Source organism: Streptomyces sp. NPDC057616 (genome assembly GCF_042800575.1).
Taxonomy (GTDB): domain Bacteria; phylum Actinomycetota; class Actinomycetes; order Streptomycetales; family Streptomycetaceae; genus Streptomyces.
Window position 1 is genome coordinate 55,988 of sequence record NZ_JBHVGU010000003.1, and the last position, 24,395, is coordinate 80,382.

The window sequence follows — 24,395 nt, forward strand, 5'->3', positions numbered from 1 at the left end:
GCTCCGGCGTGCGGCGCAGGCGTGGATCCGGTCGGGCCGGTGACACGTCAGAGGGGAGAGGAGGCCCCCCATGCGCCGAACGATCCCCCACACGACCCTCGCAGTCGCCGCGCTCGCGCTCGTCCTCGCCGGCTGCGGCGGCCAGTCCGACAGCGGCAAGGGCGGCAGCAGCACCGTGTCGTCCTCCCCCACCCCCACCACGAGTCCGTCCACGAGCCCGCCGGGCAGCCCTTCGGGATGTGCGGCGGCGGCCACGCTCGCCGCCCACGACAGCGGCCGCACCGTGTGCCTGGCCGTCGGCGAGACGCTCCGCGTCAGCCTGGACGGCACCGCGAAACGGCCCTGGAAGCCGGTCGCCGTCAAGGGCTCCGGGCTGGAGGCCGCCAACAGCGGCATCGTCCTGCAGCCCGGTGACGCGAGCGCCGCCTACAAGGCCGTCTCGGCGGGGAAGACCCGGCTCCAGTCCACGCGGCCGCTGTGCGCCGCGCAGACCGGCCGGGTCTCCTGCCTCGGTATTCAGGAGTGGTGGGTCACCGTGGTGGTGAGGTAGCGCTGCCTGCTGCGGGCGGGGGTGGTCGGCCCGAGCACCTCCGCCTCGCGGTGCCCTCGCTCGGCCTCGCGGATCTGCCGGTCGATACGACGGTCGCGCGCGATGCCGATCAGCGCCGGGAGAACCATCAGGACGAGGATTCCGAGAACGGTCAGCATTCCGATCAGTCCTTCGATGTGTGCCGTATCCATAGACACCACTGTCGCGCCGTTAGCTCCTTACAAACAGTGGCAGGACTGCCGTAGACCCTCGATTTACTGCCAATGGCGAGGCACACTGGAGAGATGCTGCAGAACGTCGCCGCCGTCGTCCTGGACGGTGTGAATCCCTTCGAACTGGCCGTCGTCTGCGAGGTGTTCGGCATCGATCGCAGCGACGACGGACTGCCCGTGTACGACTTCGCGGTCGCCTCGGCCGAAGGCCCGCTGCTGAACACGCGCGCGGGCTTCTCCATGAACGTCGCGCACGGCCTGGAGCGGCTGGAGGAGGCCGATCTGATCGCCGTGCCGGCCGGCGCCCGCTACGGGAGCCGGGAGTTCCCGCCCGAGCTGCTCGAGGCGCTGCGCCGCGGCGTCGAGCGCGGCGCCCGGGTACTCAGCGTCTGCTCCGGTGTCTTCGTGCTCGCCGCGGCCGGACTGCTGGACGACCGCCGCTGCGCCGTGCACTGGCACGACGCGGACCAGCTGGCGCGGGCGTATCCGCGGCTGACCGTGGAGCCCGACGTCCTGTACGTCGACGAGGACCCGGTGATCACCTCCGCGGGCACCGCCGCCGGCATCGACGCCTGTCTGCACATCGTGCGCAAGGAGCAGGGCCCGGAGGTCGCCAACAAGATCGCCCGGCGCATGGTGGTGCCACCGCACCGCGACGGCGGGCAGGCCCAGTACATCGAGCGGCCACTGCCCCGGTCGCACGGCGACACCGTCGCCGAGGTGCTGGTGTGGATGGAGCGGCATCTCGACGAGGAGGTCACGGTCGAGCAGCTCGCGGCGCGCGCCCACATGTCGCCGCGCACCTTCGCCCGCCGCTTCCAGCAGGAGACGGGGACGACGCCCTACCGCTGGATCCTGCGGCAACGGGTGCTGCTGGCCCAGCGGTTGCTGGAGGGGACGGACGAGACGGTGGACGCGATCGCCTGGCGGGCCGGGTTCGGCAACGCGGCGGCGCTGCGCCACCAGTTCGTCCAGGCGATCGGCACCACGCCGAACGCCTACCGGCGCACCTTCCGGGGACCGGAGGCGGCCGCCTGACGGCGTCAGTCGTTGGCGACCACGGGGTAGCGGGGCTCGTTCTCCGCCATCTGCCGCAGCGCTTCCTTGCGTTCACGCTTGGAGAGGCGGTCGATGTAGAGGTAGCCGTAGAGGTGGTCGGTCTCGTGCTGCAGGCAGCGGGCGAAGTAGCCGGTGCCGCGGACCTTGATCGGGTTGCCCTTCTCGTCCTGCCCGGTCACCTCGGCGTAGTCCGGGCGGGCCAGCGGCGCGTACGCCGTCGGCACGGACAGGCAGCCCTCGTTGCTGTCGTCCAGCCGGCGCCGCTCCGCGGGCAGGTCCACCAGCTTGGGGTTGCAGACGACCCCGACGTGCCGCACGCCCTCGTCGTCACCGCAGTCGTAGACGAAGACCTTCAGGTCGACGCCGATCTGGTTCGCGGCCAGACCCACGCCCTCGGCGGTGCGCTGCGAGGCGAACATGTCCGCCACCAGCTGCTCCAGCTCGGGGCCGAACTCCGTGACGTCCTTGCACTCCTTGTGCAGCACCGGGTTGCCGACGACCGTGATCGGACGCGAGATGCCCCGCTCGCGCCAGGCGGCCTCGCGCTCCTCGGTCTCCCGGGTGTCGATGACGAAGCCCTCGTCGTCCACGGGGAGCACGCCCGCGTGCTGCTGATCGGTGTCCTGCTGCGCCATGACCGACGATGCCTTCCTGCAACCATGAGAATCCTGCGGGTACAGCCTAAAGGGGGTCGCGCCCCGAAAGGGCGCGGGGAACTGCGCGACCAGCCACGACGAAGCCGCGGTCGGCAACGGGTCTAGCAGACCTCTTCGAGATCCCGCCAATCGCGCGAGTCAGGGCTGTCCGCGACCCACCCGTCCAGCAACCCCCTGACCAGCGCAGCCGGCGCGGCAACCCCGCACTCCCGCTCCGGCACCCACAGCTGCCCGTCCGTCCGGTGCCCCAGCGGCCCCGGGTGTCCCGGTTCACTGTGGTCGTGCGGGTCGAGATGCTCGCCGTCCCCCTCGTCCGAGGGCATACGGGACTCCGAGCACATCCGGCACAGCAGCCGCACCGACGACGACCAGTCCTCGGCCGCGAAGCCCGCGTCCGCCGCGAGCTGCTCCAGCGCGTCCCGGTCCGCCTCCGTGGCGGCCTCCAGCAGCACCACCCAGGTCGGCACCGGCGAGGGGGCCCACAGCTCGATCTCGTCGAAGACCGGGTAGGAGTGCCCGGCCGCGGTGGTGCGCTCGCCGTGCGGGACCCCGTCGTGCAGCACGACCTCGCCCCAGCGCCGCCCGGAGGACGGCAGCGGAATGGACAGCACCTCGATCCGGGCGGGGTCCAGCCGCCGGCCCCAGACCACCTCGGCCTCCCCCTCGGGGGACAGCCGTACGGCCGCGCTGCCCAGGTCCATGCCCACCGGCTCACCGGCCGAGGTGCCGCCGCCCGGCACCTGCAGCCCGTACGCCTGCCAGGCCCTCCGGGCCAGCGGCCAGTCCTGGAGGGCGGTGGCCGCGATGCCGACGTTCCACCAGTCGGGCGCCCCGGTCTCCCGGTCCAGCAGCGCGACGGCCCGCAGACCGGCCGCGCGCGCCTGCTCCCAGTCGTGCCGGAACTTGTGCAGCAGCGCCAGGTTGAACCAGGACTCCGACAGCCAGGGCTCCAGGTCGGCGGCACGTGTCAGCAGCGCGCCCGCGTCCTCGTACCGGCCGTCGCCGATCAGGGTGAACGCGCGGTCTGTGGCCTGCCGCCAGGAGGCGGAGGGCCGGTGCCGTCCCTTGCCGAAGATCCTCACGATTCCCGCCTGCCAGTTCCTTGGAGTGGGCTGGCTAGTGCTGCCCCCGGACACCCTCTCATTCGCATCCAACCACGTACGGCTGGAAGGCCGCTCATTACCCATGGGTTACCCAGCCGAAGGCAAGGTCAGACTGTCTCTTGCCAGGACCCGGGCGAGCGATTCCACCACTTCGGGTGCGTACTCCTCCGCGGTGGCGAGCCGCAGTTCCTCCAGGGCCGTGAGGGGGCCGCCGGGCCCGGCGTCGCGCGCCTTCTCCTCGTAGGCGTTCACAGCCCGCACGATCCGCGCGGCGACGGGCTGCTCCCGGTAGGGGTCGGCCTGCCGCTCGACGACCACGGCGACCGCCGCGTCGACCCCGGTCTGGCGCACGACCGCTCCGCCGAGCAGGGCGATCCGGCGCTGCTCCGCGGTGGACAGCAGCGCGGTCGCGCCCGCCGGCACCGGGTCGACCAGGCTGAGCTGGCCGATGTCGTGCATCAGTGCCGCGTACTCCAGCACGGTCAGCTCGGGCCGGGTGAGCCCGAGGTCGCGTCCGACGGCGCGGCTGAGGCCCGCCACCCGCCGGGCGTGCCCGGCGGGGGTGTACCCGGCGATCTCGGTGGCACGGGCGAGGGAGGCGATGGTCTGCCGGTAGGTGGTCCGCACGGCGGCGTACCGGCGGAAGGAGAGCTGGGTGAGCAGCAGCGGCAGGCAGAACACGGGCAGCGCCCACAGCCCTACGACGGCGACCGCGAGCGCCATCACCGCGCCCGTGGCGCACACGGCCGAGCCGATGCCGAGCAGGGCGTGCAGTTCGTCGCGGAGCAGCGGGCCGAAGGGCCACCGGGTCCGGGCGTGCGCGAGCGCGGCGGCGAGCACGGCGTCGCACAGGGCGGTGAGGGCGAGCAGGGCCAGCAGCAGCAGCGCGTAGGCCGGACCGTGCCAGGCGTCGAACACGCCCCGGCTGTACAGGGGTTGGAAGCAGACGGCGGCGAATCCGACGGTGAGGACGCGCCGCGCCAGATGGTCGAGTACGGGCCCCTGTCCGCGCGCGATGTGCGGCACGGCGCCGAGCAGGGCGGCCGCGAGCACGACGGCGACGACCTGGGTGACGCCGTGATGGGTGGGCCGCCCGGCGTCCTCGCCGAGCAGCGCGTACGACAGGGCCCCGGCGGCTCCGAGGGGCGCGGCCTCCCTGACCCGGGCGCCGGTCCAGCGGCTGAGCTCGCCGACGGTGACGAGCACGCCGAAGGCGAGGGCGGTGGGGCGCTCCTGGAGGCCGGTGCGGCAGGTGACGGCGAGGGAGGCCGCGGCGACGAGGGCGGCCGAGGTGTGGATGAGGACCGTCAGCGGCGCACGGCGGGTCATCGGTGGGCTTTCGGGCGGTCGGCGACGGGCGCCGCCGGTGCCGGGACGTGCGGCTGCTCCTGGGCGGTGACCGAGGGATGCCAGCCGTGGCGGCCCAGCGCCCGCACCAAGGCCGTGACCATCCGCGGGTCGAACTGCGAGCCGGCACAGCGCTGCAGCTCCTCCAGCGCGACCGGCACCGGCCGGGCCCGCCGGTAGGAACGCGTGGACGTCATCGCGTCGAAGGCGTCCGCCACGGCCACCACCCGCGCCGACTCCGGGATCTGCGTGCCCACCAGTCCGTAGGGGTAGCCGCTGCCGTCCAGCCGTTCGTGGTGGTGCAGGACGGCGGCGCGGGCCTCGCCCAGAAAACCGATTCCGCGCACCATCTCGTGGCCGTACTCGGGGTGCAGCTCGATCACCCGCCGCTCCTCGGGAGTCAGCGGTCCGTCCTTGCGCAACAGCCGTGTGGGGACGCCGAGTTTGCCCACGTCGTGCAGGATTCCGGCGAACCGCAGCACCTCGGTGCGCCCCTCGTCCAGGCCGAGCTCACGGGCGATCATCATCGAGGCCTGGCCGACGCGTTCGCTGTGGCCGCGGGTGTACTCGTCCTTGATGTCGACGGCCTGCACGAGCGCGCGGATCGTGGCCTGGTGGGCGGCGCGCTCACGGTGCGACTGCGCGAAGGCCCACCAGGACACGCACATCGGCAGCAGCACGAGCAGCGCGGCGACGGGGCCGTACGGGCTGCGCCACAGGACGGCCATCATCAGCCCGGCGAGCCCGTGCACGGCCACCGGCGCGAGGGAGCGCACGAACAGCCCGCGCCAGGCCCGGCGCAGCGGTACGCCCTCGGCCAGCGCGCGGATCCCGCCGTCGAGCGCGGTCAGCGCCAGGCAGAACACGAGCACCGCGGCTCCGGCGGGCACCAGCACGTACGGGAAGTCGGAGGCCACGACCGCGTCCCGGCCGCCCAGCGACCAGTGCACCCGGCTCGCGGCCCAGACGGCGAGGACCAGCTGGGCGGCCCGCCAGATCCGGCGCGTCCTGCGCGGCCGCTGGTGGACCCGGGACAGCAGCGCCCCCGGCAGCGCGACCAGGGCGGCGGCGGGCGGGGGCAGCAGGAAGGCCCCGGCGAGGAGCACGGGGTAGAACGTTCCGGCGAAGCGCCAGCGGGCGGCGGCCTGCTCGCAGCAGGCGTAGAGCCCGGCCAGCAGGGCGACCGCCCACCAGGGGGTGTGCGTGCCGGGCAGCGGAAGCAGGCACAGCAGGGCGCCCAGGACCGTGCAGGCCACGTACGCACGTGCCCGTGCCGGAACCGCCTCCATCACGCCCCTCCGCCGGCCGATGCTGCTCAGGCTGAGGAGCGTAGAGGGGCTGGAGGGGGCCGCGGGGCCGGGAACGGGGGATTAGCACGTTCGGGTGATGGCGGCCCGTTCCAGGTGCGCCCGGCGCGAAGGCGTGCGCCGACGGGAGTTCAGGACTCCTGCGGGCTCGTGGTGATGTCGTGCTCGGGGACGGCCTGGCCGGAGCGGATCAGATCGATCCGCCCCATGACCTTGGACCGCAGGTCCGTCGGCACGTCGTCATGACCGCAGCACCGCTTCACGAGCTTCTTCACGGCCTGCTCCAGGCCGTACTTCTCGAGACAGGGCGAGCACTCCTTGAAGTGCTGCTTGAACTTGTCGCGATCGACGTCCGGCATCTCACTGTCGAGGAACTCGTAGAGATGATCGAGGACCTCACTGCAGTCCGTCTCGTGCGGCTCTCCGCAGCTCATGAGCCCGAGCCTTTCGCTTCGTTCGACTCTCCGGCGCCGGCCGGGACCAGCCCGCGCTCACGGGCGTAGTCCTCGAGCATGCCGCGCAGTTGCCGGCGGCCCCGGTGCAGCCGGGACATCACCGTACCGATGGGTGTCCCCATGATGTCCGCGATCTCCTTGTAGGCAAAGCCCTCTACGTCGGCGAGGTAGACGGCGATGCGGAATTCCTCGGGGATCGCCTGGAGCGCTTCCTTCACGTCCGAGTCCGGCAGATGGTCCAGCGCCTGCGACTCCGCGGAGCGCAGACCCGTCGACATGTGCGACTCGGCGCGGGCGAGCTGCCAGTCCTCGATCTCCTCGGCCGCGGAGCGCTGGGGTTCACGCTGCTTCTTGCGGTACGAGTTGATGAACGTGTTCGTGAGGATCCGGTACAGCCACGCCTTGAGGTTGGTGCCCTCGCGGAACTGGTGGAAGGACGCGTACGCCTTGGCGTACGTCTCCTGCACCAGGTCCTCCGCGTCGGCCGGATTGCGCGTCATACGCAGCGCGGCCGAGTACATCTGGTCGAGGAATTCGAGCGCGTCCCGCTCGAAGCGCGCGCTGCGCTCCGAGGTCGACTCCGCGCTGATGCCCTGGCCCTCGGGCTGCTCCGCCTGGCCGTTGTCGGTCCCTGCGTCGGTCCCAGTGACCGGACCCACCTCCTCAAGATTCCGGGCGGAGCCGAAACCGGTCCCACCAGAATCGGAGGATAGACGACGACCCGTCCCGCCCGCCCCTCGAATAGGGGTGGTCTTGGCCGCAGTCAGCACCGTCCAGTCCAGGTCAGTGCGGCTGCTGCGGCTCGGGCATACGGTCGAACCCATGCGGCTGACTTCCTCTCCCACGACGTCGGTACTGGTGTTTCAGCACTTCTCTCGCTCACAACAGAGGCCCGGGCCGCAACATTCCCGGGCCGTCACGCCAGTGACCCGGTCCACTTCACGACCGCGTCCGTGACGATCGCCACGGCCTCCTCCTGGGTGATCTCCGCCTTCTTCGGCACCGCGAAGCCGTGATCGCCGTAGGGCACCTCGGTCAACTCGTAGCTCCCCTCGGGGAACTCCTCCGGCTTCCCGAAGGGGTCGTTGCCGCCCTGGACGACGAGGGTGGGCACCCCGGAGCCGAGCAGTTCCCCGGCGCGGGACCTCTCCGGGCGACCCGGTGGGTGCAGCGGGAAGCTGAGGGCGAGGACTGCGTGCGCGCCGAGCTCGGCGGCCGTACGGCAGGCGACGCGGGCGCCGGCGCTGCGCCCGCCGGAGACCACCGGCAGGCCGGGGCCCGTCAGCGCGGGCCAGATGCCGCGCCAGCCGGTGTCCAGGGTCTTCGGCGGCGTCGCGACCTTCTTGCCGGCCACCCGCCAGGGCTGCTCCACGAGGGCGACGGTCACGCCGTGCGCCGGCAGCACCCGGGCCAGCGCCTGCAGGTCCCGCGCCTCGATGCCGCCGCCCGCGCCGTGGCTCGCGGCCAGCACGAGCCGTGCCCGCCGGGCCGGGTGCCAGGTGACGCGGGCGTCCCCCGCCTCCGTGCCCACGGTCTCGGTCGTCACGTCAGAAGAGGTCGTCACGTCAGAAGAGTGTGCCTTCTTCCGGCCCTTCCAGCTCCTTCAGCAGCTCCGGGCCGTTGTTGCGGACGTTGCTGACGGCCGTCGAGACCGGGTAGGCGCGCATCAGGCCGGGCGGCGGCGGGGCCAGCAGCTCGCGCAGGCCGTCGACGTCGGTGCGGGAGGGGTCGAGCCAGGAGTCCCAGCGGTCCGCGGTGAGCATCAGCGGCATCCGGGGGTGGATGTCGGCCAGCGTGCGCGGTCCCTCGGCCGGGGACACGGCGAGCGGGCTCGTCTCCGCCTCCGTGGTGATCACGGAGCAGGTCACCCACCAGGCCTGCGGGTGGTCGTCCGGCAGGGTCTTGTCCCGCCAGAACTCGTACAGCCCGGCCATCGCGAAGACCGAGCCGTCGGCGGGCAGCACGAAGTAGGGCTGCTTGCGCGGCCGCTTCTTCTTCCCCTCGACCTCCAGGTCGCGCTCCTGCGTGCCGGTGACCCACTCGTAGTAGCCGTCGGCGGGGATGATGCAGCGGCGGGAGGAGAAGGCCCGCCGGTACGACGGCTTCTCGTGGACGGTCTCCGCGCGGGCGTTGATCATCCGGGCGCCGCCCTCGGGCGTCTTCGACCAGCTCGGCACCAGCCCCCACTTGAGCTTGCGGAGCTGGCGAACCGGCCGCGGGTCCTCCACGTCCTTAAGAGCGCGGTCGAGAACGGCGTAGACCTCCTTGGTGGGGGCCACGTTGTAGTCGGGCGCCAGGGTCTCCTCGGGCTCCCACTTCTCGATCTCAAAGATTCCTGCGAGATCCTCTGGCCTACGACTCGCTGCATACCGTCCGCACATACGTGCCACACTGCCAGATCCGCCGAGACCTACGGGAGCCGAAGCCACCGATGGACAGCACCGCATCCTCACTCGCCTCCCTGTGGGACCGGGTCTTCGGCACCCAGCCCGACCCCGATCTGTGGGTGGTGATCGCGACGCTGGTCGCTGCGCTCGCCGTGACCGTCCCGCACAACGTCTGGCGCCTCTCGCGCAACGCCATCACCATCGCGCACGAGGGCGGCCACGGCCTGACGGCCCTGCTCACCGGCCGCCAGCTCACGGGCATACGCCTGCACTCCGACACCAGCGGCCTCACCCTCAGCCGCGGCAAGCCGCACGGACTCGGCATGATCCTGACCGCGGCCGCCGGCTACACCGCTCCCCCGCTGCTCGGCCTCGGCGGCGCGGCCCTGCTCGCCGCCGGCCACATCACGCTGCTCCTGTGGCTGGCGACCGCCCTGCTCGTGGCGATGCTGGTGATGATCCGCAACGCCTACGGCGCCCTGACCGTGATCATCACCGGCGGCACCTTCCTCCTGGTGTCCTGGCTGGCGGGCCCCCAGGTGCAGGCGGCGTTCGCGTACGCGGTGGTCTGGTTCCTGCTGGTGGGCGGCGTCCGTCCGGCCTTCGAGCTCCAGGCGAAGCGGGCACGGGGCGGAGCGGGCGACTCGGACGCGGACCAGCTCTCCCGCCTGACCCACGTCCCGGCCGGGCTGTGGCTCTTCCTCTTCCACGCGGTGTCGCTGTGCTCCCTGATAGGCGGGGGACGCTGGCTGCTCGAGGTGTGACCAGCCCCAACGGCGCCGCACCGGACCCACCGCCTCCTTATAAAGTGGGCGCATGGCCCCACAAGACGCACGTACCGCCCTCTGGCCCGCCCCCCTCGCGAGCGGAGCCGTCGACGCGACGGTCCACGTACCGGGGTCCAAGTCCGTCACCAACCGCGCCCTGGTGCTGGCCGCCCTGGCGAGCGAGCCGGGCTGGCTGCGCCGCCCCCTGCGCTCCCGCGACACCCTGCTGATGGCCGGCGCCCTGCGCACCATGGGCGTCGACATCGTCGAGGGCGTGGGCCCGGACGGCACGGGCGAGACCTGGCGGGTGCTGCCCACCGGCCTGCGCGGCCCGGCCACGGTCGACGTCGGCAACGCCGGCACGGTCATGCGCTTCCTGCCCCCGGTCGCCGCGCTCGCCGACGGCCCCGTCCGCTTCGACGGCGACCCGAGGTCCTACGAACGCCCGCTGACCGGCGTGATCGACGCCCTGCGCGTGCTCGGCGCCCGGATCGACGACGACGGCCGCGGCGCGCTGCCGCTGACGGTGCACGGCGGCGGGGCGCTGGACGGCGGCCCGGTGGAGATCGACGCGTCCTCCTCGTCCCAGTTCGTGAGCGCCCTGCTGCTGTCCGGCCCGCGCTTCAACCAGGGCGTGGAGGTCCGCCACACCGGCCCCTCCCTGCCCTCGCTGCCCCACATCCGCATGACCGTCGACATGCTGCGCGCGGTCGGCGCCCAGGTGGACACTCCGGACTCGGGCGGCGAGCCCAACGTGTGGCGGGTGACGCCGGGCGCGCTGCTGGGCCGGGACCTGACCATCGAGCCCGACCTGTCCAACGCCCAGCCCTTCCTTGCCGCCGCGCTGGTGACCGGCGGCAAGGTCGTGATCCCCGACTGGCCGGCCCGCACCACGCAGCCGGGCGACAAGCTGCGGGAGATCTTCACCGAAATGGGCGGTTCCTGCGAACTCACCGAGTACGGACTGGAGTTCACCGGTTCGGGTGCCGTGCACGGTATCGATGTGGACCTGGGCGAGGTGGGCGAACTGACCCCGGGCATCGCGGCGGTCGCGGCCCTCGCCGACTCCCCCTCCACCCTGCGGGGCGTGGCCCACCTGCGGCTGCACGAGACGGACCGCCTGGCCGCGCTCACCAAGGAGATCAACGAGCTCGGCGGCGACGTCACCGAGACCGCCGACGGCCTGCAGATCCGCCCGCGCCGCCTGCACGGCGGCATCTTCCACACCTACGAGGACCACCGCATGGCGACCGCCGGCGCGATCATCGGCCTCGCGGTCGCGGGCGTGCAGATCGAGGACGTGGCGACGACGGCGAAGACTCTCCCGGAATTTCCCGAAATGTGGACCGGGATGCTCGGGGCGTAGGGGCGTAGGCAGATGCGCCGTTACGGCAAGCACACCGACGAGGACGACATCCGCAGCCGCCCGAACCGCAAGGGCAACCGGCCGCGTACGAACATCCGGCCCAAGCACGAGGAGGCGGTGAAGGGCCTGGTCGTCACCGTCGACCGGGGCCGCCTCACCTGTCTCGTCGAGGACCGCGTGGTCACGGCGATGAAGGCCCGCGAGCTGGGCCGCAAGGCCGCGGTGGTCGGCGACCGGGTGGCCATCGTCGGCGACCTGTCCGGGGCCAAGGACACCCTCGCCCGTATCGTCCGCATCGAGCCGCGCACCTCGGTCCTGCGGCGCACCGCGGACGACGACGACCCCTACGAGCGCGTCGTCGTCGCCAACGCCGACCAGCTCGCCATCGTCACCGCCCTCGCCGACCCGGAGCCGCGCCCGCGCCTGATCGACCGCTGTCTCGTGGCGGCGTACGACGGCGGTCTCGACCCGCTGCTCGTCCTCACCAAGTCCGATCTCGCCTCGCCCGACGAACTCCTGGAGATGTACGGGGCGTTGGGCGTGCCGTACGTCGTGACGAGCCGTGAGGAACTGGAGAGCGGCGCGGCGGTGGAACGCGTCCGCAGGCAGCTGGACGGCAAGATGACGGCGTTCGTCGGGCACTCGGGCGTGGGCAAGACGACCCTGGTCAACGCGCTCGTCGCGCAGGAACGGCGACGCAGTACCGGCATCGTCAACGCCGTCACGGGCCGCGGCCGGCACACCACCACCTCGGCACGCGCGATCCCCCTGCCGGACAGTGCGGGCTGGGTCGTCGACACCCCTGGCGTCCGCTCCTTCGGCCTGCACCACGTGGACCCGTCCCGGGTCATCAAGGCCTTCCCCGACCTGGAACCCGGCACCGAGGGCTGCCCGCGCGCATGCAGTCACGACGAGCCGGACTGCGCGCTGGACCAGTGGGTGGCCGACGGGCACGCGGACCCGGCCCGGCTGTACTCGCTGCGCCGGCTGCTGTCGACGCGGGAGCGCCGGGAGGGCGACTGAGCACCGCGTTGTTTGCGTTCACCCGGGTCCGGTAAGTGCATAATCGCACCCAGCCGGACCTACGGGAGGACAGCACATGGCGTGGCTGCTGGTGGTGGTGGCCGGGTTGCTCGAGACCGGCTTCGCCGTGTGCCTGAAGCTCTCGCACGGGTTCACGCGGCTGTGGCCCACGATCGCGTTCTGCATATTCGCGCTCGGCAGCTTCGGCCTGCTGACCCTGTCCCTGCGCAAGCTGGACGTCGGCCCCGCGTACGCCGTCTGGACCGGCATCGGCGCGGCGGGCACCGCGATCTACGGCATGGTCTTCCTCGGCGACCTGGTCTCCACCCTCAAACTGGTCTCGATCAGCCTGGTCATCGTGGGCGTCATCGGCCTCCAGCTCTCAGGCTCGGCCCACTAGCGACGTCCGCCGGCCGGGCCAGTGTTCGCCGGGGCCGCCGTCTGTGGGGGCCACTGTTTGCAGGGGCCCCGGTTTGCCGGGGCCGCCGTCCGTCGGGGCCGCCGTCCGTCGGGGTGGCCGCCCGCCGGGGACGCCATTCCGTCAGGGACACTCGCCCGTCGGGAGGCGGCCCGTGAGGGACACCGGTCCGTCAGAGACACCCGTCCGTCAGAGACACTCGTCTGCGGGGAGGCCACCGCTGAGGGAGCGCCACCGAACATGGCCACACCCGCTGACGACGCCCCCATTGGAGAGCCCGCCCGCCGGGGCCCCCGCCCGCCGTGGAGACCGCCCGACAGGCCGGCCGCTCGGCATGAACACCCGCCCGCCGGAGACACCCACACACCAGGGAGGCCTAGCGGGCAGCCGTCCGGCAGGGCACCCACCCGCCACGGACGCCACCCACCCGGGGACGCCGCTCGCCACGGACGCCACCCGCCCGGGGACGTCGCCCGCCACGGACACCGGCCCCGTCGGGCCCCGCCTGTCGCCCGCCCGTGACAGACGCCGCTCGTCACACCGGCTGCTGCCGGGGCAGCGCCGTGCGGACCAGGTCTGCGACTCCCCCGTCGCCCGGCGGAGCCGCCACGCAGGAGAGGGCCAGGCGGACCACCAGCTCGCAGGAGCGGGCCAGTTCCGCCGTGTCCGACTTGAGCGCCCCCGGTCCCGACAGCACCGCCACGGCCCGGTCGCGGACCATCGCCACGAAGTCGCCGGGCGAGGGCAGCGGGCCGTCCGCCCGCCGCTGCGCCGGCACCGCCGAGGAGGACGGGACCGCGGACAGCGTCGGAGAGGGCAGGCGCTCGCTCCAGCAGCCGGTCAGCATGGCCCGTACCAGTGCGTTGTCCCGGGCGGTCGCGGCGGTCCACTCCGCGGTCGCGGTCAGCCGCTCCCGGGCGTCGCTGTGCGTGGCGAGCGCGCGCTCGACTCCGGCGAGATACGCGTCCGCCTCCCTTCTGACCAGGGCCCGGGCGAGACCTTCCTTGCTGCCGAACTCGTTGTAGAGCGTCTGGCGGGAGACTCCCGCCACCGCCGCGACGTCGACCATCCGTACGGCGGACCACGGCCGGCGCGCCAGCGCCGTGTACGCGGCGTCCAGTAGGGATTCCCGCGCTGCAGGCATCATCGCCTCCCTGGGGCGAGCAGCTCTGCGCCCAGATTTGACGCGCCCGGGGGCACTGTCAAGGGTTCGCGAGCGCGCGCGGGGGGCGCCCTTCGGCCACTGTGTGCCGCCAGGACACCGGCGATGTGCCGCCAAACCGTAAGCGGGGGCCGCTGGCCCGGTCCCCACCTCGGTGGATAGCGTTCGTCCCATGCCGGACTACCTCGACGACCTCCGTTTCGCCCACGTCCTCGCGGACGCCGCGGATGCGACCACCATGGACCGCTTCAAGGCACTCGACCTCAAGGTCGAGACGAAGCCGGACATGACGCCGGTGAGCGAGGCGGACAAGGCGGCGGAAGAACTCATCCGCGGCCAGCTCCAGCGCGCCCGACCACGCGACGCGGTCCTCGGCGAGGAGTACGGCCTGGAGGGCACCGGCCCGCGCCGCTGGGTGGTCGACCCCATCGACGGCACCAAGAACTACGTCCGCGGCGTCCCGGTGTGGGCCACGCTGATCTCCCTGATGGAGGCGGGCGAGACCGGCTTCCAGCCGGTCGTCGGCGTGGTCTCCGCCCCGGCGCTCGGCCGCCGCTGGTGGGCCGCGAAGGGACACGGCGCCTTCTCCGGCCGCAGCCTCTCCTCCGCCTCCCGCCTGCACGTCTCGCGCGTCTCGAAGCTGACGGACGCCTCCTTCGCGTACTCCTCGCTGACCGGCTGGGAGGACCAGGGCCGGCTCAGCGGCTTCCTGGACCTGTCCCGCGAGGTGTGGCGCACGCGCGCGTACGGCGACTTCTGGCCCTACATGATGGTCGCCGAGGGCTCCATCGACATCTGCGCCGAGCCGGAGCTCTCCCTCTGGGACATGGCCGCCAACGCCATCGTGGTCACCGAGGCGGGCGGCACCTTCACCGGCCTCGACGGCCGCCCGGGCCCGCACAGCGGCAACGCGGCCGCGTCCAACGGCCTGCTGCACGACGAGTTGCTGGGGTATCTCAACCAGCGCTACTGAGAAGCACGAGGTCACCCCGCACGCCCTGAACTGGACGCACGCGCCCTCTTGTTGACCCGTGCTTTACCTGCGACTCTGAGAGTCCCCCCACTTGTGAACTTGTGAATTCCTGAACTAGCGGCCCGGGAGACCGGAATCCGCTGGTCACCGGGGATTCCCTAGGAGGTGGCTCCAGTCCATGCTCGTCCGCGACGCCATGAGCACGGTGGTCCTCACCATCGGCCCTGCCCACACCCTCCGCCAGGCCGCCGCCCTGATGTCCGCCCGTAGGGTCGGCGCGGCCGTGGTCCTCGATCCCGACGCCGGCGGCATCGGGATCCTCACCGAACGCGACATCCTCAACTCCGTCGGCCTCGGCCAGGACCCCGACTCCGAACGCGCCCACGCCCACACCACGACCGACGTCGTCTTCGCCGCCCCGTCCTGGACGCTGGAGGAGGCGGCCGACGCCATGTCCCACGGCGGATTCCGCCACCTCATCGTCCTCGACCGCGGCGAGCCCGCCGGGATCGTCTCCGTCCGCGACATCATCCGCTGCTGGGCACCGGTACGGCAGCACGTGCCCGCCTGACCGCCCACCTGCCCGACCGCCATCCGCCCAGCCACGCAGGGGGACCCCGACAGGTTGGACTCAGTCCAAGTCGAGTGGTGATCCAAAGTCACACCTGTTCGGAAAATGGTCCCCCTGCTGTTAGGCTGGCCGTATGAGTGACCTTCTGGAACGACTGCGCGGACGCGGATGGCGCATGACCGCGCAGCGGCGCGTCGTGGCCGAGGTTCTCGACGGCGATCACGTCCACCTGACGGCCGACGAGGTCCACACCCGGGCCGTCGCCAAGCTGCCCGAAATCTCCCGGGCGACCGTCTACAACACGCTGGGTGAGCTCGTCTCCCTCGGCGAGGTCCTCGAGGTCTCCACCGACAAGCGCGCCAAGCGGTACGACCCGAACGCGCACCGGCCGCACCACCACCTGGTCTGCGCCCGCTGCGGCGCCATCCGCGACGTCCGCCCCAGCGGCAACCCGCTCGCCGACCTCCCGGACTCGGAGCGCTTCGGCTTCGCGGTCTCGGACGTCGAGGTGACGTACCGCGGCGTCTGCCCGGACTGCGCGAAGGCCTGAGACCGGACCCCAAAGGCCCCAGAGCCCCACTGAAGCCCCGGCCCCTCCTCGAGGTGCCGGGGCTTCCTGTTGCCCACGGGCTTCACGCCGCGTACGAGGTTCATGCCGCGTACAGGCTTCCTGAATCTGACGGGTCGTCATATCGTCGTGCGGCACCCCCCGCTCCGTACCGAACTCCGCAAGGAGCCACCGTGGGAGACCCGCACCCGAAACTCCACGCCACCGACCTGACCCGTACCTTCGGCCGCCCGCCCCGCGCCGTCGACGCCCTCGGTCCCCTCGAACTCAGCGTCGCCCCGGGCGAGTTCGTCTGCCTGGTCGGCCCCTCCGGCTGCGGAAAATCGACGCTCCTGCGGATCGCCGCGGGCCTGCTGCGCCCGAGCACCGGCTCGCTGGAGATCCGCTCCGAGAGCCCCCGCCCGGCAGCCATGATCTTCCAGGACTACGGCATCTACGACTGGAAGACGGTGCGCGCCAACGTCCGCTTCGGCCTGGACGTGCAGCGCGTCCCGCGCCGCGAGGCGAACGCCCGCGCCGACGCCTGGCTGGCCCGCATGGGCCTCGCCGACTTCGCCGGCGCCTACCCGGCGACGCTCTCCGGCGGCATGCGCCAGCGGGTCGCGATCGCCCGCGCGCTGGCCGTGGAGCCCGAACTCCTGCTGATGGACGAGCCGTTCGCGGCGCTCGACGCCCAACTGCGCACGATCCTGCAGGACGAGCTCCTGGAGCTCACGCAGACCACGCGCACCACCACGCTCTTCATCACCCACAGCCTGGAGGAGGCGCTCGTTCTCGGCGACCGCGTGCTGGTGATGTCCGCGCGCCCGGGCCGGATCATCGCCGAGCACGTCCCGCCCTTCCCGCGCCCGCGCACCGGCGACGTGCGCACCGCCCCCGAGTTCACGGCCCTCAAGAGCGAACTGTGGGACCTGCTGCGGAAGGAGGCCGCACCGGCATGACGACCATCGCCCCGCGCAAGGAACCGACCCTGGTCCGCCGCCCCGGCCCGGAGGAGCTCCACCCGGCCCGTGCCCACCGCCGCAGACGGGCCCTGGAGCTGTCGCTGGCGGCGGCCGTGCCCCTCGTCCTGCTCCTGCTGTGGCAACTGGCCGCCACCCAGGGCTGGATCGACGACCGCGTCTACCCGGCGCCGTCCAGGATCCTCGCCGACGGCTGGGACCGGGCCGCGGCCGGCGACCTGTGGCCGGACGTGTGGGCGACGCTCCGGCGCGTCCTCGCCGGCTATGCCCTCGGCACGGCGGCGGGCTGTCTGCTGGGCCTGCTGATGGGCTCGCTGCCCCTGGTCCGCGCCGCCTTCGAACCCCTCCTGGACGCCCTCTACGTCGTCCCGAAGCTGGCCCTGCTGCCGGTCTTCCTGAACATGTTCGGCCTGGGCGAGGGCCCGCAGGTGGCCCTGGTGGCGACCACGGTCTTCTTCTTCGTGTGGATCTCCACGATGTCCGCGGTGATCGCCGTCCCGTCCGGGCACCGCGACGCGGGCCGGGTCTTCGGCGCCTCGCCGTGGCAGATGTTCCGCCACGTCCTGCTGCCCGCCTCGCTCCCCTCCGTCCTGGTGGGCGCGCGGATCGCGGCGGGCGTGGCGGTGCTGGTGATCGTCGCCTCGGAGCAGATCGCCGCGAACGACGGCCTGGGGCACCTGATCTTCGACTCGCGCGCGCTGTTCCAGAACGACGTGATGTTCGTCGGCATCGTCTGCGTGGCCGTCCTCGGAGTGGTCTTCTCCGAACTGGTGCGCCTGCTGGGCCGGTTGCTCACCCCGTGGGCGCCGAAGGACCGAGGAAGGGGACAGTCATGAGGAGGCGCACCTGCGGCGCCGCGGTCGTCGCCGTCGCCGCGCTGCTCGCGTCGGCGGCCTGCTCGTCGTCGCCGTACTCCGACGACGCGGGGGCGAAGGCGGGGACGGGCAACCGTACGATCCGTCCCGTCGACGGCTGCGGCAAGACGGCCTGGACGGACCCGGCCGACCTCGCGCCGGGCCGCACCCCGGCCCGCTGCGAACCGCTCGCCCCGTCCGCCCGGCCCCTGGCCAAGACGCGGAAGATCACCATCGCGACCGGAACGCTCAACGCCGAGTACGTCGCACCGCTCGAAGTCGCGCTGGACAAGGGCGAGTTCAAGGCCGAGGGACTGGACGTGACCCTCAAGGTGCTGCCCACCCCGGACGCGCTCCCGCTGCTGGCCAAGGGCGACGTGGACGCGCTCTGGGCGGCCCCGGAGGCGGCCGTGATGAACGGCGTCAGGGGCGGCTTCGACATCAAGTGGGTCGCGGGGAACTTCTCACCCGGCCCCGGTTCGAAGAGCGGCCTGTGGGTGCGGGCGAAGGACGGCGCGACGGCGGCGAGCGTCCGGATGTCCGGCCGCACGCTGGGCACGATGATCGGCAAGGGCTCGGTGATCGCGTACCCCCTGCAGAAGGCCCTGGCGAAGCACGGCGGCGGCCTGGACGAGATCCAGTACCGCCAGCTGGGCTCCGCGGACGTGCTCACGGCCCTGCGCAACGGCGGCGTCGACTCCGCCTGGCTGCTGGACCCGATCTGGCGCAAGGTCGACGGCACGGCGGGCTATGCCTTCCTCGGCGGCCAGCCGCAGGGCGAGCCCCTGGGCGGCATGCTCTACGGCCGCACGCTGCTGCACGACGACGTGGACGCGGGCGTGGCCCTGCTGAGGGCGTACATCCGGACGGTGAACACGTACTTCGCCTCGGACTACAAGAAGGACGAGACGTTCGTCACGTACCTGTCGAAACTTCTGAAGATCGACAAGGCGGTCTTGGAGGCCACCCCGTCCCTGCGTATGGACTGGGAGATCCGCAAGGGCACCACGAGCCGCCTGCAGGCCGCCTACCGGGCCCAGGGCGCCACCCAGGGCGCCGCGCTCCCGGAGGCGCGGACGGTGGACCGTGCGCTGTACGGGGAAGCCGTGGGCCACGCCCCCTGAAACGCACCGAGGGCCGGAACCCATTTCTGGATTCCGGCCCTCGGCCTTCAGTAGCGGGGACAGGATTTGAACCTGCGACCTCTGGGTTATGAGCCCAGCGAGCTACCGAGCTGCTCCACCCCGCGTCGGTGAACGCAACGTTACGTCACGGACGTCGGCGGAGGCAAATCCATAAAGACCGCACGTCCAGGAGCCGCCCGCGGCACGGGCACGGGGCACTGGCTCCGGCACGGGCGGCGGCACCGGCACCGGCACCGGCTAGGCCGTCAGCTCCTGGCGCAGCGCGTCCCGCAGCCGGGCCGCGCGCTCCGACACCTCCGCCGGCCCCAGCGTGACCGCCCGGTCCGCCCAGCGCTGCCCCTCGGCCAGCTCACCACGACGCGCGTAGACCAGGGCCAGGCGCAGCGCCGCCCGTCCGTGACCGGCGTCGGCGGCCCGGGTCCACCACACGGCGGCCTCGGGCTCGCTGCCCTCGCGGGCCAGCAGCAGTCCCAGGTTGAAGGCTCCGTTGCGGGACCCGGCCTCGGCCGCCTCCCGGTACCAGCGGGCGGCCTCCACCACGTCTCCGCGGGCGGCGGCCAGCATGCCGACCCGCACCTGCGCACGCCGGTGCCCCTGGGTGGCCGCCCGCTCGTACCACTCCTCGCACTCGGTCCGCTCGTGCGCGGGCTCACCCAGCTCGTGCGCGGGCTCGGGCGGCCGGCGGGCGTCCAGCACGGTCGCCAGCCGGTACGCGGCCTCCGCGCTGCCGCCGCCCGCCGCGCACCGCAGATGCCGCTCGGCCGCCTGCTCGTCGCCGTCCCGCAGCCGGGCGATGCCGACCTGGAGCGCCGCCTCCGTGTGCCCGGCGGCCGCGGCACGCTCGTACCACTGCAGCGCCGCCGCGGCGTCCTCGTCGGTGCCGCGGCCGGCGTGCAGAATCCCGAGGTTGAACGCGGCGTCCACGCTCCCGGCCTCGGCGGCCTTGGAGAACCACGGCTCGGCGCCGGTGGTGTCCCCGCCCTGCAGCAGCAGGATCGCCAGCGCGTTGGCCGCCTCGCGGTGCCCGGCGTACGCGGCCCGGCGGTACCACTGCTCGGCCTGCGCGGTCCGCCCCTGCTCGGCGCAGAGCAGCCCGAGGTTGTACGCGCCGTTGTCGTCCCCGGCGTCCATCGCCGCGCGGTACCAGCGCTCGGCGGTCTGCGTCTCGCCGCGCTCGGCGTGCAGCGCGCCCAGCGCGTTGGCGGCGTTGCCGTCGCCGTCCTGGGCGGCCCGGAGCCACCACACGGCGGCGCTCTCGGTGTCCCCGGCGTCGCGCAGCAGGAAGCCGAGCGCGCAGGCGGCACGCGCCTCCCCGTCCTTGGCGGAGGTCAGATACCAGCGGCCGGCCTCCTTGAGCTCGCCGCGCCGCTCCAGGATCGTGCCGAGGTGCAGCGCGGCCCGCCGGTGCCCGCGCGCGGCGGCCTGCCGGTAGAACTGCTCGGCCTCGGCCAGCAGTTCGACACCGTTGTCACCCCCGCCCTCGCCCTCGAGTGCCGCACGGCGGTCGATCGCGCGCGCCAGCCGGTACGCCGCCTCGCGGTGCCCGTGCTCGGCGGCGGTCCGCATCCACTCCTCGGCCCCGGCGTCGCCGCGGTGCTCCAGCAGATCGGCCAGCGCATAGGCGCCCAGAGCGTGGCCCTGCTCGGCGGACTGGCGCAGCCAGTACTCGGCGGCCGGCTCGTCCCCGCGCTCGCGGTGGTGGCGGCCCAGCGCGTGAGCGGCCGCCGCGGATCCGGCGACGGCGGCGATCCGCCACCAGCCGGCGGCCTCCTCGGCGTATCCGCGCTGAAGGAGGAGGACTCCGAGGTTGTTGGCGGCGGCGCGGTCTCCCGCCGCCGTGGCGGCACGCAGCTGGGGCTCGGCTCCGTCGAGATCACCGCGGCGCAGCAGCATGGCACCGAGGACGCTCATCGCCTCGACGTCGCCCGCCTCGGCGGCGAGCCGCCGGCGGAGTTCCTCGACGGCCTCCTCGGCCACCTCCCCGGCTTCGTCCGGTTCGGAAGGCTGCACAAATCGCCCTGTCTCGAACAGAGTTGCCTTGTCCCCCATAACGTCCATCGTCGCACCACCTGCAACCCGGGTACACCTGGTATACCGCAGCCAGTGAGGTCACTTCAGCGTTTTGTCGACATGCCCACAGAGAGACAAGTCAAACACAGATCGCCCAACTCCCCGAGGGGGCACGGCCGTCCCTGGTACCGGCACATGCGTTCGCACATGTCGAAGGCCCGGATCCTTGAGGATCCGGGCCTTCGACTTCAGTAGCGGGGACAGGATTTGAACCTGCGACCTCTGGGTTATGAGCCCAGCGAGCTACCGAGCTGCTCCACCCCGCGTCGTTGTTCGGCAACCGTACCACGACGCGGGGCGGACTTGATCAGCGGCGGCCGCTACCCCCGTGCGGAGCCGTTCGGACTGGGACTGCCGCTCGGCTTGGCACTGCTGCTGGGCTTCGCCCCGGAGGTGGGCTTGGCGCTGCTGCCGCCGCTGCCACCACTTGTCTTGTCGGCCTTGGCCTGCGCGTCCTCGGCCCGCTGCAGCGCGTCCTCCAGGTCCTTCTGCGCCTTGCCGTACGCCTGCCAGTCGCCCTTCTTCAGGGCCTCCTGGCCGGCGTCGAACGCCTTCTGGGCGTCGTTCAGCGCCTCCTGGACCGTCGGGTTGCCGGACGTCGGTGGCGGGTTGTTCCCCTGGTCCGACGGCGGCGGGGTCGAACTCTCCGCCCCGAAGACCTTGTTGAGGGCCTCGTCGAGGGTGTTCTCGAAGGCGGTCTTGTCGCCGTAGCTGACCAGCACCTTGCGCAGCAGGGGGTACTTCAGTCCACCACCGCGTACGTAGACCGGCTCCACATAGAGCAGTCCTCCGTCGAGCGGCACCGTCAGCAGGTTGCCGTACTCGATGTCGGAATCGCCGCCCTTGAGGAGCTTGATGGACTCGGCGATGTCCTGTTCGGAGTTGAACTGGCTCTGGACCTGTTTGGGTCCGTCGACCGTCGTACTCGTCGGCAGTTTCAGGATTCTGATCTTGCCGTAGTCGGTACTGCCCGCCTCGGCGTCGATCGACATGAACGCACTGAGGTTGTCACGGCCGTTGGGCGTGAACGTCGTCGTCAGTGAGAACGCCTGCGACGACTGGTCCGGCATCTTCATGCTCAGGTAGTACGGCGGCACCGCGCTGCCCGACTTGTTGGTCGGGTCGTCCGGGACCTGCCAGACCTCGCTGCCGCTGAGGAACGTCGTCGGGTTGGTGACGTGGTAGCGCGTCAGCAGCTCGCGCTGGACCTTGAACAGGTCCTGCGGGTACCGCAGATGGGCCATCAGGTCGGGCGAGATCGCGGTCCTCGGCTTCACCGTGTCCGGGAAGGCCTTCATCCAGGTCTTGAGCACCGGGTCCTTGGTGTCCCACTGGTAGAGCTTGACCTCGCCGGTGTACGCGTCGACCGTCGCCTTCACCGAGTTGCGGATGTAGTTGACCTGGTTCTGCTGGGCCACCACCGCGCGCGAGTTGTTGGTCGCGGTCAGCGAGTCGGCCGTCGTGTCACCGAGGGTCGTACGGGACGCGTACGGATAGCCGTTCGTCGTCGTGTACGCGTCGACGATCCACTGGATGCGGTGGTTGACCACCGCCGGATAGGCGTCGCCGTCGATGGTCAGCCAGGGCGCCACCGCCTCGACGCGCTCCTTCGGCGTGCGGTTGTACAGGATCCGCGAACCCTCGCCGATGGCTCCGGAGTAGAGGATCTGCGGCTCGTTGAACGCGACCGCGTACGCCGCCCGGTTGATCGGGTTGGCGAGGTTGACTCCGCTCTTGCCCTTGTAGCTGGTGGTCTTCTCACCACTGTCGTCGGAGTAGTCGATCTCCTTCTGGGGACCGCCGACGATCGAGTAGGTGGTGGTCTTCTCGCCGTAGTAGACCTGCTGCTCGTACGTCCCCAGGGTGCCCCTGGAGGGCAGGTCGTACTCGGTGAAGACCGGCTGGCCGTTGGCGTCGGCGGCGGTGCCCTTGGCGGCGACCACACCGTAGCCGTGGGTGTAGCGGAAGTGGTCGTTGATCCAGTTGTTCTTCGGGATGCCGTTGAGGTTCAGCTCGCGCAGACCGATGACCGTGTCCTGGTCCTTGCCGTCCTTGGTGTACCGGTCGACGTCCAGATTGGTCGGGAACGCGTAGTAGTTCCTGATCTGCTGGAGCTGCTGGAACGTGGGCGAGACGATGTTCGGGTCCAGGATGCGGATGCTCGCCGTGGTGTCGACGTCGTCGCGCAGCGTGGACTTGTCCTTGGTCTTGCTGGTGCCCGAGTAGTCCGAGACCTTGGCGCCGTCGATGCCGTACGCCTCACGCGTCGCCTTGAGGTTCTTCTCGACGTACGGCGCTTCCTTGGCCTGCTCGTTGGGCTGGACCTGGAACTTCTGGACGATCGCCGGGTAGAGCCCGCCGATGAGGATCGCCGAGAGCACCATCAGGCCGAAGCCGATGACGGGCAGCTGCCAGGTGCGCCGCCACAGGGTCGCGAAGAACAGCAGCGCGCAGATGACGGCGATGCAGAACAGGATCGTCTTCGCCGGCAGGTAGGCGTTGGCGTCGACGTACCGCAGGCCCGTCCAGTTGTCCGTCGCCTTGAAGTCGCTGGACTTCACCGCGAGGCCGTACCGGTCGAGCCAGTACGCGACCGCCTTCAGGGCGACGAAGAAGCCGATCAGCACCGACAGATGCCCTGTGGCGGCCCCGGTGGCCCGCGCGCCCGGCGAGGTGATCCTGAGCCCGCCGTACAGGTAGTGCGTGAGCGCGGCGGCGATCAGGGACAGGATGGCCGCCGCGAAGCCGAAGCCCAGCAGGAAGCGGTACCAGGGCAGGTCGAAGGCGTAGAACGAGACGTCGAGGTGGAACTGCGGGTCCTTCTGGTGGAAGGGCACGCCGTTGACCCACATCAGCCAGGTGCGCCACTGGCTCGATGCCGAGGCACCGGCGATCAGTCCCACCAGGGCGGTGATCCCGAGCAGCAGCCAGGTCTTGTACGGCGCGATGCCCATCCGGTAGCGGTCGAGGCTCTGCTGCTCCATCGACATCGCGCTCAGCGGGGGCCGCATGCGGTGCGCCAGCCAGATGTTGAAGCCGACCGCCAGGGCCATCAGCAGACCGAAGACGAAGAACAGCCCGATCTTCGTCCACAGCGTGGTGGTGAAGACGGACGAGTACTGCACGGAGCGATACCAGAGCCATTCGGTCCAGAACCCCGCGAACATGGTGAACGCCATGCCGAGGACGGCCAGGACGCCCAGGGTCATGAGCAGGGTCCGGACACGCCGGGACGGGCGGCCCACTCTGATCCGCGGCCCCGTGGGGCCTCCGCCGCGGTCCGGCATCTGGAAAGCCAAGGTGCGCACCTCGAAGTTCGCTGTCGATACGTCAGGCCCGCGTCTTCACGGGTCTGCCGTGGCCCCCCGTGATCGTGGGCCCACACCTATGCAACTTACTCACCGTTTACTCGGTTCCCGATTCCGGCCATGAACGAGGCA

The 24,395-nt window shown here is 71.8% G+C and carries 24 protein-coding genes and 2 tRNA genes; 12 read left to right on the forward strand and 14 right to left on the reverse strand.

Annotated elements, in window-relative coordinates; all coding sequences use genetic code 11:
- The first annotated feature begins 70 nt into the window (after positions 1-70).
- Positions 71-550: a hypothetical protein gene (locus tag ACFU97_RS03800; protein WP_384250434.1), complete on the forward strand. Its 480-nt coding sequence runs from the start codon at positions 71-73 to the stop codon at positions 548-550.
- Here the strand turns inward: ACFU97_RS03800 and ACFU97_RS03805 are convergent.
- Positions 517-741, reverse strand: coding sequence for a hypothetical protein (locus ACFU97_RS03805; protein ID WP_384250436.1), 225 nt, complete (start codon positions 739-741; stop codon positions 517-519). The two genes, ACFU97_RS03800 and ACFU97_RS03805, sit on opposite strands and share 34 nt — an antisense overlap.
- A gap of 93 nt (positions 742-834) precedes the next feature.
- On the opposite strand from ACFU97_RS03805, the gene ACFU97_RS03810 reads away from it, so the two are divergent.
- On the forward strand, positions 835-1,800 hold the full coding sequence (locus tag ACFU97_RS03810; protein WP_384250438.1) for a GlxA family transcriptional regulator: 966 nt from the start codon (positions 835-837) through the stop codon (positions 1,798-1,800).
- A 5-nt stretch (positions 1,801-1,805) separates the two neighbouring features.
- Here the strand turns inward: ACFU97_RS03810 and def are convergent, their stop codons facing one another.
- The 8 genes from def to ACFU97_RS03850 form a co-directional block, all read right to left on the reverse strand.
- The gene (def, locus tag ACFU97_RS03815; protein ID WP_384250441.1) at positions 1,806-2,456 is read right to left on the reverse strand and encodes a peptide deformylase; all 651 of its coding nucleotides are present in this window, start codon (positions 2,454-2,456) and stop codon (positions 1,806-1,808) included.
- A 122-nt stretch (positions 2,457-2,578) separates the two neighbouring features.
- Positions 2,579-3,559, reverse strand: coding sequence for a tetratricopeptide repeat protein (locus ACFU97_RS03820; RefSeq protein ID WP_384250443.1), 981 nt, complete (start codon positions 3,557-3,559; stop codon positions 2,579-2,581).
- Between the two features lie 108 nt (positions 3,560-3,667).
- Complete coding sequence (locus ACFU97_RS03825) at positions 3,668-4,909, reverse strand: HD-GYP domain-containing protein (RefSeq protein WP_384250445.1); 1,242 nt, start codon at positions 4,907-4,909, stop codon at positions 3,668-3,670.
- Entirely contained in the window at positions 4,906-6,216 is a 1,311-nt protein-coding gene (locus ACFU97_RS03830) for an HD-GYP domain-containing protein (protein ID WP_384250448.1), read from the reverse strand. The genes ACFU97_RS03825 and ACFU97_RS03830 overlap by 4 nt, the downstream gene beginning before the upstream one ends.
- Positions 6,217-6,365: 149 nt before the next feature.
- A complete protein-coding gene (gene rsrA, locus ACFU97_RS03835) occupies positions 6,366-6,668 on the reverse strand; it encodes a mycothiol system anti-sigma-R factor (RefSeq protein ID WP_384250450.1) in 303 nt (100 codons plus the stop codon).
- Positions 6,665-7,348 carry an RNA polymerase sigma factor SigR gene (gene sigR, locus ACFU97_RS03840; protein WP_384250453.1) on the reverse strand — a complete coding sequence of 228 codons (684 nt, stop codon included), beginning with the start codon at positions 7,346-7,348 and terminating at the stop codon, positions 6,665-6,667. The genes rsrA and sigR overlap by 4 nt, the downstream gene beginning before the upstream one ends.
- A 257-nt stretch (positions 7,349-7,605) precedes the next feature.
- Positions 7,606-8,253, reverse strand: coding sequence for an alpha/beta family hydrolase (locus ACFU97_RS03845; protein ID WP_384250456.1), 648 nt, complete (start codon positions 8,251-8,253; stop codon positions 7,606-7,608).
- Between the two features lies 1 nt (position 8,254).
- Positions 8,255-9,070: an SOS response-associated peptidase gene (locus ACFU97_RS03850; protein ID WP_384250458.1), complete on the reverse strand. Its 816-nt coding sequence runs from the start codon at positions 9,068-9,070 to the stop codon at positions 8,255-8,257.
- A gap of 50 nt (positions 9,071-9,120) precedes the next feature.
- On the opposite strand from ACFU97_RS03850, the gene ACFU97_RS03855 reads away from it, so the two are divergent.
- The 4 genes from ACFU97_RS03855 (at position 9,121) to ACFU97_RS03870 (ending at position 12,632) form a co-directional block, all read left to right on the forward strand.
- Positions 9,121-9,840, forward strand: a complete 720-nt coding sequence (locus ACFU97_RS03855; protein ID WP_384250461.1) for a M50 family metallopeptidase — start codon at positions 9,121-9,123, stop codon at positions 9,838-9,840.
- Positions 9,841-9,892: 52 nt separating this feature from the next.
- The gene (aroA, locus tag ACFU97_RS03860) at positions 9,893-11,209 is read left to right on the forward strand and encodes a 3-phosphoshikimate 1-carboxyvinyltransferase (protein ID WP_384250463.1); all 1,317 of its coding nucleotides are present in this window, start codon (positions 9,893-9,895) and stop codon (positions 11,207-11,209) included.
- Positions 11,210-11,221: 12 nt separating this feature from the next.
- Positions 11,222-12,232: a ribosome small subunit-dependent GTPase A gene (gene rsgA, locus ACFU97_RS03865; protein ID WP_384250465.1), complete on the forward strand. Its 1,011-nt coding sequence runs from the start codon at positions 11,222-11,224 to the stop codon at positions 12,230-12,232.
- Between the two features lie 76 nt (positions 12,233-12,308).
- Positions 12,309-12,632: a DMT family transporter gene (locus ACFU97_RS03870; RefSeq protein ID WP_384250468.1), complete on the forward strand. Its 324-nt coding sequence runs from the start codon at positions 12,309-12,311 to the stop codon at positions 12,630-12,632.
- A 553-nt stretch (positions 12,633-13,185) separates the two neighbouring features.
- On the opposite strand, the gene ACFU97_RS03875 is transcribed toward ACFU97_RS03870, so the two are convergent.
- Positions 13,186-13,794, reverse strand: a complete 609-nt coding sequence (locus ACFU97_RS03875) for a TetR/AcrR family transcriptional regulator (protein WP_384250471.1) — start codon at positions 13,792-13,794, stop codon at positions 13,186-13,188.
- 190 nt (positions 13,795-13,984) lie between these two features.
- On the opposite strand from ACFU97_RS03875, the gene hisN reads away from it, so the two are divergent.
- From hisN to ACFU97_RS03905, 6 genes are all read left to right on the forward strand, one after another.
- Positions 13,985-14,785, forward strand: a complete 801-nt coding sequence (gene hisN, locus ACFU97_RS03880; protein ID WP_384250473.1) for a histidinol-phosphatase — start codon at positions 13,985-13,987, stop codon at positions 14,783-14,785.
- A 178-nt stretch (positions 14,786-14,963) separates the two neighbouring features.
- Positions 14,964-15,356: a cyclic nucleotide-binding/CBS domain-containing protein gene (locus tag ACFU97_RS03885; protein WP_384250475.1), complete on the forward strand. Its 393-nt coding sequence runs from the start codon at positions 14,964-14,966 to the stop codon at positions 15,354-15,356.
- Between the two features lie 133 nt (positions 15,357-15,489).
- Entirely contained in the window at positions 15,490-15,906 is a 417-nt protein-coding gene (locus ACFU97_RS03890; RefSeq protein ID WP_384250478.1) for a Fur family transcriptional regulator, read from the forward strand.
- 191 nt (positions 15,907-16,097) lie between these two features.
- Positions 16,098-16,865: an ABC transporter ATP-binding protein gene (locus tag ACFU97_RS03895; protein ID WP_384250479.1), complete on the forward strand. Its 768-nt coding sequence runs from the start codon at positions 16,098-16,100 to the stop codon at positions 16,863-16,865.
- A complete protein-coding gene (locus ACFU97_RS03900) occupies positions 16,862-17,722 on the forward strand; it encodes an ABC transporter permease (RefSeq protein ID WP_384250481.1) in 861 nt (286 codons plus the stop codon). Before ACFU97_RS03895 ends, ACFU97_RS03900 begins: the two co-directional genes overlap by 4 nt.
- Positions 17,719-18,864: an ABC transporter substrate-binding protein gene (locus ACFU97_RS03905; RefSeq protein ID WP_384250484.1), complete on the forward strand. Its 1,146-nt coding sequence runs from the start codon at positions 17,719-17,721 to the stop codon at positions 18,862-18,864. The genes ACFU97_RS03900 and ACFU97_RS03905 overlap by 4 nt, the downstream gene beginning before the upstream one ends.
- 51 nt (positions 18,865-18,915) lie before the next feature.
- Here the strand turns inward: ACFU97_RS03905 and ACFU97_RS03910 are convergent.
- The 4 genes from ACFU97_RS03910 to ACFU97_RS03925 all read right to left on the reverse strand — a co-directional run bounded on the left by ACFU97_RS03910 (position 18,916) and on the right by ACFU97_RS03925 (position 24,242).
- Positions 18,916-18,989, reverse strand: a tRNA-Met gene (locus ACFU97_RS03910).
- Positions 18,990-19,122: 133 nt separating this feature from the next.
- Positions 19,123-20,943 carry a tetratricopeptide repeat protein gene (locus tag ACFU97_RS03915; protein ID WP_384250486.1) on the reverse strand — a complete coding sequence of 607 codons (1,821 nt, stop codon included), beginning with the start codon at positions 20,941-20,943 and terminating at the stop codon, positions 19,123-19,125.
- 204 nt (positions 20,944-21,147) lie between these two features.
- Positions 21,148-21,221: transfer RNA gene (locus tag ACFU97_RS03920), tRNA-Met, on the reverse strand.
- Positions 21,222-21,275: 54 nt separating this feature from the next.
- Positions 21,276-24,242, reverse strand: coding sequence for a UPF0182 family protein (locus tag ACFU97_RS03925; protein ID WP_384251107.1), 2,967 nt, complete (start codon positions 24,240-24,242; stop codon positions 21,276-21,278).
- Positions 24,243-24,395 lie beyond the last annotated feature (153 nt).

Excerpts from the sequence above, each read along its gene's own strand:
- ACFU97_RS03800 (WP_384250434.1), top strand. The coding sequence starts at position 71 with ATGCGCCGAACGATCCCCCACACGACCCTCGCAGTCGCCGCGCTCGCG.
- ACFU97_RS03805 (WP_384250436.1), bottom strand. The coding sequence starts at position 741 with ATGGATACGGCACACATCGAAGGACTGATCGGAATGCTGACCGTTCTC.
- ACFU97_RS03810 (WP_384250438.1), top strand. The coding sequence starts at position 835 with ATGCTGCAGAACGTCGCCGCCGTCGTCCTGGACGGTGTGAATCCCTTC.
- def (WP_384250441.1), bottom strand. The coding sequence starts at position 2,456 with ATGGCGCAGCAGGACACCGATCAGCAGCACGCGGGCGTGCTCCCCGTG.
- ACFU97_RS03825 (WP_384250445.1), bottom strand. The coding sequence starts at position 4,909 with ATGACCCGCCGTGCGCCGCTGACGGTCCTCATCCACACCTCGGCCGCC.
- ACFU97_RS03830 (WP_384250448.1), bottom strand. The coding sequence starts at position 6,216 with ATGGAGGCGGTTCCGGCACGGGCACGTGCGTACGTGGCCTGCACGGTC.
- rsrA (WP_384250450.1), bottom strand. The coding sequence starts at position 6,668 with ATGAGCTGCGGAGAGCCGCACGAGACGGACTGCAGTGAGGTCCTCGAT.
- ACFU97_RS03850 (WP_384250458.1), bottom strand. The coding sequence starts at position 9,070 with ATGTGCGGACGGTATGCAGCGAGTCGTAGGCCAGAGGATCTCGCAGGA.
- ACFU97_RS03855 (WP_384250461.1), top strand. The coding sequence starts at position 9,121 with ATGGACAGCACCGCATCCTCACTCGCCTCCCTGTGGGACCGGGTCTTC.
- aroA (WP_384250463.1), top strand. The coding sequence starts at position 9,893 with ATGGCCCCACAAGACGCACGTACCGCCCTCTGGCCCGCCCCCCTCGCG.
- rsgA (WP_384250465.1), top strand. The coding sequence starts at position 11,222 with ATGCGCCGTTACGGCAAGCACACCGACGAGGACGACATCCGCAGCCGC.
- ACFU97_RS03870 (WP_384250468.1), top strand. The coding sequence starts at position 12,309 with ATGGCGTGGCTGCTGGTGGTGGTGGCCGGGTTGCTCGAGACCGGCTTC.
- ACFU97_RS03875 (WP_384250471.1), bottom strand. The coding sequence starts at position 13,794 with ATGCCTGCAGCGCGGGAATCCCTACTGGACGCCGCGTACACGGCGCTG.
- hisN (WP_384250473.1), top strand. The coding sequence starts at position 13,985 with ATGCCGGACTACCTCGACGACCTCCGTTTCGCCCACGTCCTCGCGGAC.
- ACFU97_RS03885 (WP_384250475.1), top strand. The coding sequence starts at position 14,964 with ATGCTCGTCCGCGACGCCATGAGCACGGTGGTCCTCACCATCGGCCCT.
- ACFU97_RS03890 (WP_384250478.1), top strand. The coding sequence starts at position 15,490 with ATGAGTGACCTTCTGGAACGACTGCGCGGACGCGGATGGCGCATGACC.
- ACFU97_RS03900 (WP_384250481.1), top strand. The coding sequence starts at position 16,862 with ATGACGACCATCGCCCCGCGCAAGGAACCGACCCTGGTCCGCCGCCCC.
- ACFU97_RS03905 (WP_384250484.1), top strand. The coding sequence starts at position 17,719 with ATGAGGAGGCGCACCTGCGGCGCCGCGGTCGTCGCCGTCGCCGCGCTG.
- ACFU97_RS03915 (WP_384250486.1), bottom strand. The coding sequence starts at position 20,943 with ATGGACGTTATGGGGGACAAGGCAACTCTGTTCGAGACAGGGCGATTT.
- ACFU97_RS03925 (WP_384251107.1), bottom strand. The coding sequence starts at position 24,242 with ATGCCGGACCGCGGCGGAGGCCCCACGGGGCCGCGGATCAGAGTGGGC.